Source organism: Paraburkholderia caledonica NBRC 102488 (assembly GCF_000685095.1).
Taxonomy (GTDB): Bacteria; Pseudomonadota; Gammaproteobacteria; order Burkholderiales; family Burkholderiaceae; genus Paraburkholderia; species Paraburkholderia caledonica.
The window spans coordinates 51,685-61,374 of sequence record NZ_BAYE01000030.1 but is presented as its reverse complement, the minus strand read 5'-3'; the positions used below and the strand labels follow the sequence as shown (position 1 = coordinate 61,374).

Here is a 9,690-nt window from a genome sequence, read left to right as displayed (position 1 = left end):
TCTGTTGTTCGCCACCGGAGAGCGATCCGGCTCGCTGCTTGAGGCGTTCGCGCACACGCGGAAACAGCTCAAGAACGCTCTCCAGGCGTTGCGCCCGGGTCTGGCGTGCCCCTGCCCTGAACGCACCCATCAGCAGGTTCTCCTCGACCGTCAAAAACGGAAACAGCTGGCGTCCTTCGGGAATCATCGTGATGCCGAGATTCACGATCTCGTGTGGATCCTTTCCGGACAGTTCATCGCCATCGAACTTGATCGAGCCTCCTTTTGCAGCGACCACTCCGCAGAGCGTTTTGAGGGTGGTCGTTTTGCCCGCTCCATTGGCGCCGACGATCGTGACGACCTCACCCGCGTTCACGTCAAGGGACACTCCCCGAAGAACCTCGCTCTTACCATACCCAGCACTTACATCACGCAGCTTGAGCATCGACGTACCCCTTTCCTAGATAAGCTTCTATGACCTTCGGGTCATTCACGACCTCAGCGGGAGCGCCCTGGCAGAGAACACTGCCTGAGCTGATGACGACAATTCGGTCCGACAATGCCATCGTCGCCTGCATCATGTGTTCGATCATAAGCACCGAGACTCCCTCATTCCTTATGCGACGCACCATAGCGATAGCGCGGGTGACGTCGGCCGGATTCAGGCCAGCCATCACCTCGTCGAGAAGCAGCACGCGCGGCCGGGTCGCGAGCGCTCGCGCAACCTCCAGTCGCTTCATTCCGCCGACCGTCAGGCTGCGCGCCTCGGTATCGAGCAATGGAGTCAGGTCAGTGGTCTCCGCAACCTGCCGCGCGATAGCGTCTGCCTCCTCGCGGCTCGCGGTATGCATGAAGGCGCCAAGCATGATGTTCTCGAGTACGGACAGTCCCGCGAATGGCTGCGCAATCTGGAACGTGCGGCCAATGCCGGCCTTCGCGAACGCGTTCGGCGATTGCGGCTCAGCCCACTGCCCGTCGGAAAGCCGCAGCTTGACGGTTCCCTCATTCGGACGGATGAACCCCGATAGTTGATTGAAGACGGTCGTCTTGCCGGCGCCGTTAGGGCCGATCACACCGAGGATTTCTCCGGAATGGAGTGTTAGAGAAACGTCATCGGTGGCAAGCAAGCCGCCGAACCGCTTCTTGAGATGCTCGGCTACCAGCAAGGGCGCGCCATCGTTAAGCGATGTCGGCTCGGCGGCGATCAGTGTCGGACCAGCTTTCGCACGGCCTGCCCCGGGTAGCCGGTCAATGAAGCGTAAAACATGGACGCCCAGATGACCTGCGATGCCCCGAGGAATGAAAAGCACAACCAGGACCAGGATGACGCCATAGACAAAACCGTGGGTGCCGCTGCCAAACGAACTGAGCCACCCTCGGGCCAACTCCGCCGCTGGCAAGACAAGGATTGTTCCGGCAAGCGGGCCACCAACGGTTCCGAGTCCCCCGATGAGGGCGAACATGGCAATCTGGATCGACAGGTCAAGGGAAAAAGCCGCTGACGGGTCAATGAAGGTCAGGTACATCGCGTGAAAAGACCCGATGAGGCTGGTCAGCGCGGCCGAGATGATCGCAGCCGAAATCTTCACGCGAACTGCGTTGACGCCGACGGCTCTGGCCGCGTCTTCGCGCTCGCGTACCGCGATAAGGTAGAAGCCAAAGCGCGAGCGCCGGATGGCCCACGACACCCACAGTGTGGCGAGCAGAAAGGCGAAGGCGATAAGAAGGTATGCCCACTTTTCACGAAAGACCATCCACTTCAGCCCGATATTCAGCGGCAAGGTCAGCCCCGCGGAGCCACCCGTCAAGCCCTCTTCATGCACTGTCACAAGGCGGCAAACCTCCAGGAACGCGATTGTCGCGAGCGCGAAAAAAGGGCCTCGAAGGCGCAACGTTGGGTAGGCGATTATGACCGCCGCCACAACCGACACCGCCGCACCGACGAACATTCCTATCCACGGTGAGACCCCGAAGTGGATGACGAGCAGAGTCGCGCTATAGCTGCCGATGCCATAGAAAACCGCATGCCCAAGCGAGAGTTGGCCGGCGTAGCCCCCGACGATATTCCAGGCAGTGGCAAGCGCTCCGAATATGCAAACCAGAACAGCGAGGTGATAGACAAACGGAGACTGGACGGCAAAGGGCACCACGAGCAGCGCGAGCAATGCCAGCGAGCCGATGTAGCCGCGAGGATGCAGGAAATTAGGAAACATCGATGCCTCGCTTATTCGGAGCCACGACCAAGCCCGAACAGGCCGGTTGGTCGGACGAAGAGGATGACAAGGAACAGGGCAAAGTAGACCACCTCTTTCAGATCCGGAGAGACGTAGTAACCCGCGAGGCTGTCGATCAAACCGATGACAAGCGACCCGACCAGGGCACCGAGCAAACTCCCGAGACCACCAAGAACGACAATGACGAATGCCGTCAGCACAAAGTACTGGCCGACGGTTGGGAAGACTGGGTATTGCACGGCAAGCAAGCCTGACGCGAGACCCACGAGCGCGGCGCCAAAGCCGAAAGCCAGTATGTAGGTCGCCTTTACGTTCACGCCCATCAGCGACGCTGCATAGCGATGCTGGGCGACCGCCCGGAACGCGCGGCCGGTAAACGTCTGCTGCAGGAAGACGTGCAAGCCGCTTGCCACGAGAATCGCGACCACGAAAGTGATGACTTGCCCGGTCGATACATTTAGCGATCCCAGCTGAAGATGCTCTGTTCCAAACGTGACGTCGACGGGGTGCACGTCAGCGCCGAAAATCATGAGCGCCAGATTGAGCAACGCCGTGGATACGCCGACGGTCGCGAAGATCTGGATGTGAGCTTCGGACGAAAGAAGCGGCTGAATAACAAAGCGCTGCAAGAGCGCGCCGGCCGCAAACAACATAAGCGCGACCGGGACTGCTGAGATGTACGGATGCCACCCGAGATGCTGTGCAAGCATCCAGACAGCGTACATGCCGACCATGAGAAGCTCACCGTGGGCAAAGTTCACAACGCGCACGACGCCGAAGATTAGTGTTAGACCGATGCTGATAATCGCGTAGGCCCCGCCCAGGAGCAGGCCGTTGACCAGGAGCTGAAGGAAAATTGACATGCCAGGTCCTTTACCGGGACGCTGCGGAAGCGTCCCGGCTGCAGGTTCATTGAAGGTGAATGGACGACTATCGGGGAGTGATGGGCTTGGCGATTGCGACGTCCGCGGGATAGACGGTCACAAGTTTTCCCTGCTGCCACTGCATGAGATTTGTCGTCGCGAGCTGGTTCTGCCCGTCGTCGGCGAACTGGAAGCCCCATCCTGCGGCCGTCGTTCCAGTCGCTTTCCTGTAGGCCAACACGGCCTCGCGAATCTTGTCCTTGTCCGTTGAATGCGCACTGGCCAGCACATCGAGGAATGCCTTTGCACCCACGTAGTTCACGAGACTATGGCCCGAGCGTGGCTCCGAGCCAAACTTCTTCTTATACGCGGACGAAAATGCATCGAGTCCTGGAGCGCCTTTCGGGTTGATGGAAACTTGCGGAAAATCGACGTCATACGCCCCTTCGATCTGAGCGCCAAGCGATTTCGCGGTATCGCTCAACGAGTATCCGCCGCCAGCCCCGATAACCGCTTTGGGCTTATATCCTGCTTGTGCGGATTGCCTGAAAAAGAGAATCGAATCGTTCTGGTACGAGGTCTGCAAGACGACATCGGCGTCGGCGCCCTTGAGTCGGAGAATCAACGACGAAAGGTCAACGCTCTTCGCCGAATAAGGCAGCACTTCGACTACATTAAGTCCGGCCTTCTTCGCGCCTTCCTTCTGGTAGCCGCTGACCAACGTTCCGTATGGACCGTCCTCCGCAATAATTGCGACCTTCAAGGTCTTCGGGTCGACGTTCAGCGCCGGTGCAATTACCTTGACCACCGCCTCGACCGAACGGTCAGCGAAATTCCTGGCCGTAGCATTGCTGCGGAACAGATACTTGAAGCCCCGCGCTGTGATGTTGTCGGAAACTGCGCCCAACTCGAAGTACGGCACGCCAGCAAGTTCCGTCACCTGCGTTGCAGCCGATGACACCGCGGATGAGTAGCTGCCGAAAATGGCGGTGACGTTCACGACCGAAGTTAGCCGACGCGCTTCGCCTACCGCCTGGTTTGCGTCTACGGCATCAGCCTTCACCAGCACGATCTTGCTGCCATTGATGCCGCCGGCGGCATTGCGCTCATCGGCAGCCAGTTCGACCCCTCGAAAGCTTTCGTCGCCCAACAGCGCAAGACCGCCGCTGAATGGGTACATCGCTCCGATCTTCAGATCCGCCGCCTGCGTTGCACCTGCCAGCAGGCCGCTGATGGCGCCGAGGGCGCAGATGAGGGTTTTTATTCTTGAGCGCAATTGGTGTCTCCTTTCATGTGAAGCGCTTCATATTTGGAATGCATTGAACTGTGGACTGCAACCAGGTCGAAGCCGTTCGTGACGAAGCATCGCACATCGAGCGCATCACGCTTTTCGGTGATGGTTCGAATGCGCTGCGTCTATGAACCGCTTCAACTTTTGCTCAACGCGCGCGCTACTCCCTTTGCCGAGCTGTAATACTATAGAAATGAAGCGCACTAAAAAAGCGTTTTTGCGCTTCGTAGCGAGCACTACGTGTAAACACCGATCTTCGTTCGAGCAGATCTCCCGGTGCATGGTGAAAAGCTTCTTATGAAGCGTTTCATATAACGCACGCGCATCGCTATGCGTGGCCAGCCGCCGAGGCCTGTCGGCGGCGTCATTCAGGGTTTGCGGAGGCGGCTTTGGAAGAGTCAGTCAGCACACAGTGAACGCAGCAGCCCGCAGGGAAACCGCGCATGGCGGCTTGTGCAGGCGACCGGGATTACCGAGTGCAAACCCACGCCGGCCATGAAAGCCGCCGCGCACCGCGTCGTCAAACGCGCGGGTCGAGATAGAAGTCGATGATTGCAGGAATAACCGTCTCCGGCGCCTCGAGGGTCGGGCTGTGACCGATCTTGCCGAGCCGCATCAATTTCGCGTTCGGCAGCTCACGCTTCATTTCGTCGGACCATGCGGGCGGCCGCGGCATGTCTTCTTCGCCATTGATGACCAGCACGGGAATCTTGATGGACGGCAACAGGTGTACCGAGCTTTCACGATGCATGACGCCCTTCATCGCCGGGCGCAGCGATTTTGGCAACGCCGCGATGCGGTCTCGCCAGTAGGTCACCATGTCCTGCTTGTCGGGGTCGTGGCGAGTAGTCTTGCCGAACATTACTTCCATCGTCATGTCGAGAATCTCGCCTGTGAATCCCTTTTCGCCCGCATCGACGACCCATTGCGCGAATCGTGCGCCCTGCTCCGGGGGCTCGCCGCAAGCCGAGGAGCCCGCGACGACCAGGGACCGGAAGAGCTCCTGCCGGCGAGCAATGAGTCGAAAGGCCACGTCTCCGCCCATGGACTGCGCCATGACGTTGATCGATTTGAGGCCCATCCTGTCGATCAATCCCTCCATGTCATCGGCGCACTTGTCCATGGTGATGATATCGACGGCGTCGAGCGCGCTTTTGCCCTGTCCTCTGAAATCCGGACGGACAACCCGGAATTTGCCCGCGGCCGCCTGAACAAGGCCGTCGAACATTGTTCCGTCGAGGAAGCAGGAGTGCAGGCACAGCACGACCGGAAGGTCTGTTTCGCCGGTGTCCTCAACCCATAGCGTCGTGCCGTTCACTTCCATCTTTTTGCCTTGAGACCTCGTAATCTGCGACATGTCGTGCTCCTCCAGATGAATTGTTAGGTAAAGCTGCGGCACCCCGCGCTGATCCGACGACTTTCGTGACGGAACTCGTCAGTCGTTGTTTGGCCGGCCCAGTGGCCAACGGCGACACGGCGCCGACTTGATTGAATCGCTTCATATTCAGCATCGCACACTCAGATGCTCGAGCGTTTTCGAAGATGCCGATCATCAACGTGACGAACATTTGAAGCGCTTTCAGATTGTCACTACGAACTGACCGAGTCAATCCCGGCGTATACACCTACCGATAAAAGCCCTGCGAGCGGGCGTCTCCAGGGAAAACCCCCTTTGCAGATTCAGGGTTTGACGACCACACTTGAAGCGCTTCAACAAGCAACGTATGACACCTCTGCTCCGGCGCGGACCTACATCGCTTTTTTGAAGCGCTTCATCAATAGCAAGGCAATTGCTTTGTAACCGGGCGACACGCGGCGCCAACGTCAAGGAATGGAGGATGCAATGGAGACAGTAGATAAAGGCGTCGGGTCGGGGCGACTCGCCGCGCCACTGAAAAGACGGATGGTAGCCCCCGAGTCATGGATGGCGCTGTTGCTGTTGTGGCTGGTGTATGCGATGGATGCCAACTCGCGTCAGATGCTGTTTGTTGTCCTGCCATCCATCACCAAGGAATTTGGCACGAGCGCAGCAACCATCGGTCTGTACGCGACGATCATCACAATGTCGACAGCGTTGATCGCCATCCCGACCATGATCTGGGCCGATAAGGGCGGCCATGGCTGGCGGAGGAAGTATCGCCATCTGCCGATCGTTATCGGCTACACACTGTTCACCTGCCTGACCGGCTTGAATCTCCTGACTGCGTCGATTGGCGTGCTGGTCGCGCTGCAGGTGCTTTCTCACGCCTTTGGTGGAGCGGGCGAATCTATCGAAGTGACCTCACTCGCCGAATGGTGGTCCAAGGAGCGCCGCGGTCTTGCACTCGGGATTCATCACACGGGCTATCCGTGGGGCACGCTGATCGGCGGCTTTGCAATTAGCGCGCTGTTGAGCATCTACGGCCCGGAAAACTGGCGCATCGCGTTCCTGCTTTTTCCGATCCCGATGGTCATCGTGTTCGCCTTGTACTGGTGGTATTGCAGCGAAAAGCGCTACGACAGATTCCACGCCCACGTCACTGCGGCTGGTGAAACACCACCCTTGTCCCCCGACCTCGAACACGGCGCCGGTGCTCCCAAGGGATCGTTTGGTGTCGCGATGAAGAATCCGAACATCTCGATCATTGCACTGGTCTCGCTGCTTGCCATCGTGGGCTATTTCGGCATCAGTTTCTGGCTGCCCCAGTACCTTGCGTTCGTCGCGCACTACAACTTCGCCGAAGCCGCTGCGTACAGCGTGTTGTTCACGATCACCGGGGGCGTCGGCCAGATTGTCTGGGGCTGGATTTCGGATCGTCTTGGCAGAAAGCTGTGCCTGATGATCGTGTTTATCTGGCTGGCGGTCGGCATGCTGCTGTTCAAGTACTCTTACATGAGCCTGGGTACGCTGGTCGCGATCCAGCTCTTTGCAGGGTTCGCACTCAACGCTCCGTACACGCTCGTTTATGCGATTGCGTTCGATTCGACCAAGCCGGGCACCACTGGCATCGCGGGTTCGATCATTAACGTGGGCATCTACCTGGGTGGCTTCGGTCCGTTCGTGATCGGCGCACTGATCGGCGCGGGCGGTGGCTTCGGGCACGCGGGCGGCTACAACAATGCGCTCTATTTCATCGCAGGGCTCATGGTGATCGCGTTCTTCCTGACCGCGCTCTTTACGCGAGAAACGACCGGCTGGTTTCGCAAACACGATCGCGCTCTGGTGTCGAAGACTGTGTGCAATGTCGAGTAGCACGACGGTCAATTCGATCAATAGCCGTCGAAACACACGAACGACGGCCCACCGGAAAAGTCCCCGGCGCTCGCGTTGTCAGGAATCGGCATAAGCGTTACGACTTCAACGTTTGAAAGTAAAGGAGTACAGCATGTCCAGCGTATCGGAAAAGCGCGGCGATGAAGCTGCGGTTCCCTATCAACTTCCGCAACCCGCATTCATGTCCCCGGACATTGTGCATCTCGGCGTTCTCGATAAATGGCTCGAGGACGACAAACTGTGGGTGCCAATGACAAGCACGGTGTCGTTCAAGCCGCTGCTTCTTTGCGCGAGCCAGGGCTACTACGTGAATCTCCTCCGCGTCCGGCAGTCGGGCGTGCTGTCACGTCACCGGCACACCGGTCCGGTCCATGCAATGGTGCTGAAGGGACGTTGGTATTACCTGGAGCATGACTGGGTCGCAGAACTGAACTCCTATGCGCACGAACCGGCGGGCGAAACGCACACGCTTTTCGTGCCAGAAGACGTCGAAGAGATGATCACCTGGTTTCACGTGACGGGCGGCTATACGTACGTTGATCCGCAGGGCGTAGCTGTCGGCTATGAAGACGTTTTCACGAAGATCGAAGCGGCGCGCAGCTACTATGAAGAGATCGGCCTGGGCGCGGACTACGTCAAGCAGTTCATTAGATAAGCCTTCGATTCTCTAATCAGCACAGGTTGTTGGGGGCGGTTCGCAAGCCCTTCCCTGTCCTAAAGAAAACAGTCCCTCACGGGACACCCAATATCAGGAGATGCATCATGTCAAAGCTTTCTGACACGAAGTGGTGGAACGATTTTGCTACCGAACTTAACGGCGACGAGGACTGGACGCGCGCAGCGCGATATTTCGACGGTCGCATCCAGTTCAAACATGACAGCGGCTACTCTACGCTCGCCGTACTGGCCGGAAAAGTCGTTGCTGTTTTCCCGGAGGGCAGCCCGCTGGGCGCAGACATCGTCGTCGCGGGACCGGATGAAGAATGGCAGCGCGTCGTCGACGGCAAGATCGACTGGTTCGAGGCGCTGTCGCCCGGAATGGGCAAGCTGACGCTCGAAGGCAATACCGTCGCGGCGTGGCAATACGTCGACGTAATGGCGCGTGCGTTCGATGCGATGAAGCGTGTCGGAAAGTCGGGCGAAATCGAAAAGATCCCTTTTTCGCCGGGTCCGCGACCGTCAGGCAAGGAAACGACCGGCCACTATGTCATGGTCGACGGCATCCGGGTCTACTATGAGGAAGCAGGCGAAGGGCATCCGATTGTGTGCTTCCACGCCGCCTCGCAAGACACGCTTATGTACCGGCATGTACTCGACGGACTGTCCGACGAATTCCGGGTGATTGCAGTCGATGCCCCCGGCCACTCGAAGACGGAGTTGCCTGCAGACGGACCGTTTCATAGCCTGACGCGTCATGCGGAATTCAACGAACACCTGATGGATGTTCTCGGTCTGCAAAAGCCAGCAATCATGGGCTGTTCGATGGGCGGCAATCTTGTGCTGGAACTCGGGTCGCGTCGTCCCGAGGCGTATTCCGCGATCATCTCGGCCGAGGGCGCCGATTACACGCCGACTGTCTCTGAGTTCTTCCTCGATATGCTCCTCATGAACGGCACCGAAATCATCGGCGCGTGGTCGCGCTCGATGACCGGCTATCGCACTCCGCCCGACCGTGCGAGAGAAGTCGTGTGGCAGATCTCACGCACGACCCCGGAAGTGATGCGCGGCGATCTGACTGGTTACGCGAATTTCGATAAGCGCTCGGAGGTAGGCAAGATCAAGGCGCCCGTGATGCTGCTTCGTGGCGACGCCGACTGGCTTGTCTATCAGGAAAAGGTCGAGGAAGCGGCTTCGCGCATTCCCGGCAGCAAGATCGCAGTGCTGGCCGGCACGGGTCACTATCCGATGACAGAGAATCCGCTGGAATTCTGCGACACCGTTCGCAGCTTCCTGCATGAAGCTGGGTTGGGAAAAGCCAGCCGATAGGAGCGTTTGGCGGAGCGCCGGTGACGGGCTATGTGCGCACGGAACGCTCCGTCGCCCCTTTCTTGTCGGTTCGCAATCGGAGAC

8 protein-coding genes are annotated in these 9,690 nt (G+C 58.7%); 3 read left to right on the top strand and 5 right to left on the bottom strand.

Translation table 11 applies throughout. The features are described 5' to 3' along the window. The 5 genes from BCA01S_RS31075 to BCA01S_RS31050 all read right to left on the bottom strand — a co-directional run. Window positions 1-424: ABC transporter ATP-binding protein (locus BCA01S_RS31075; protein WP_027780229.1), on the bottom strand; the 424-nt coding region annotated here is incomplete at its 3' end. Continuing rightward, entirely contained in the window at window positions 408-2,192 is a 1,785-nt protein-coding gene (locus BCA01S_RS31070; RefSeq protein ID WP_027780228.1) for a branched-chain amino acid ABC transporter ATP-binding protein/permease, read from the bottom strand. The genes BCA01S_RS31070 and BCA01S_RS31075, both read right to left, overlap by 17 nt. An 11-nt stretch (window positions 2,193-2,203) precedes the next feature. After that, window positions 2,204-3,076, bottom strand: a complete 873-nt coding sequence (locus BCA01S_RS31065) for a branched-chain amino acid ABC transporter permease (protein ID WP_027780227.1) — start codon at window positions 3,074-3,076, stop codon at window positions 2,204-2,206. Window positions 3,077-3,143: 67 nt separating this feature from the next. Then, entirely contained in the window at window positions 3,144-4,352 is a 1,209-nt protein-coding gene (locus BCA01S_RS31060; RefSeq protein ID WP_255218489.1) for an ABC transporter substrate-binding protein, read from the bottom strand. Window positions 4,353-4,887: 535 nt separating this feature from the next. Beyond that, complete coding sequence (locus BCA01S_RS31050; RefSeq protein ID WP_255218488.1) at window positions 4,888-5,691, bottom strand: alpha/beta fold hydrolase; 804 nt, start codon at window positions 5,689-5,691, stop codon at window positions 4,888-4,890. A 519-nt stretch (window positions 5,692-6,210) separates the two neighbouring features. Between BCA01S_RS31050 and BCA01S_RS31035 the strand changes: the two genes are divergently transcribed. The 3 genes from BCA01S_RS31035 to BCA01S_RS31025 all read left to right on the top strand — a co-directional run bounded on the left by BCA01S_RS31035 (window position 6,211) and on the right by BCA01S_RS31025 (window position 9,606). Continuing rightward, on the top strand, window positions 6,211-7,599 hold the full coding sequence (locus tag BCA01S_RS31035) for an MFS transporter (protein ID WP_027780224.1): 1,389 nt from the start codon (window positions 6,211-6,213) through the stop codon (window positions 7,597-7,599). 133 nt (window positions 7,600-7,732) lie between these two features. Further along, a complete protein-coding gene (locus BCA01S_RS31030; RefSeq protein WP_027780223.1) occupies window positions 7,733-8,275 on the top strand; it encodes a 2,4'-dihydroxyacetophenone dioxygenase family protein in 543 nt (180 codons plus the stop codon). Window positions 8,276-8,382: 107 nt separating this feature from the next. After that, entirely contained in the window at window positions 8,383-9,606 is a 1,224-nt protein-coding gene (locus BCA01S_RS31025; RefSeq protein WP_027780222.1) for an alpha/beta fold hydrolase, read from the top strand. The last annotated feature ends 84 nt before the right edge of the window (window positions 9,607-9,690 follow it).

What these genes read in the sequence shown, in the direction of transcription:
- BCA01S_RS31035 (WP_027780224.1), top strand. Translation starts at nt 6,211, where the DNA reads ATGGAGACAGTAGATAAAGGCGTCGGGTCGGGGCGACTCGCCGCGCCA.
- BCA01S_RS31025 (WP_027780222.1), top strand. Translation starts at nt 8,383, where the DNA reads ATGTCAAAGCTTTCTGACACGAAGTGGTGGAACGATTTTGCTACCGAA.
- BCA01S_RS31050 (WP_255218488.1), bottom strand. Translation starts at nt 5,691, where the DNA reads ATGGAAGTGAACGGCACGACGCTATGGGTTGAGGACACCGGCGAAACA.
- BCA01S_RS31030 (WP_027780223.1), top strand. Translation starts at nt 7,733, where the DNA reads ATGTCCAGCGTATCGGAAAAGCGCGGCGATGAAGCTGCGGTTCCCTAT.
- BCA01S_RS31065 (WP_027780227.1), bottom strand. Translation starts at nt 3,076, where the DNA reads ATGTCAATTTTCCTTCAGCTCCTGGTCAACGGCCTGCTCCTGGGCGGG.
- BCA01S_RS31070 (WP_027780228.1), bottom strand. Translation starts at nt 2,192, where the DNA reads ATGTTTCCTAATTTCCTGCATCCTCGCGGCTACATCGGCTCGCTGGCA.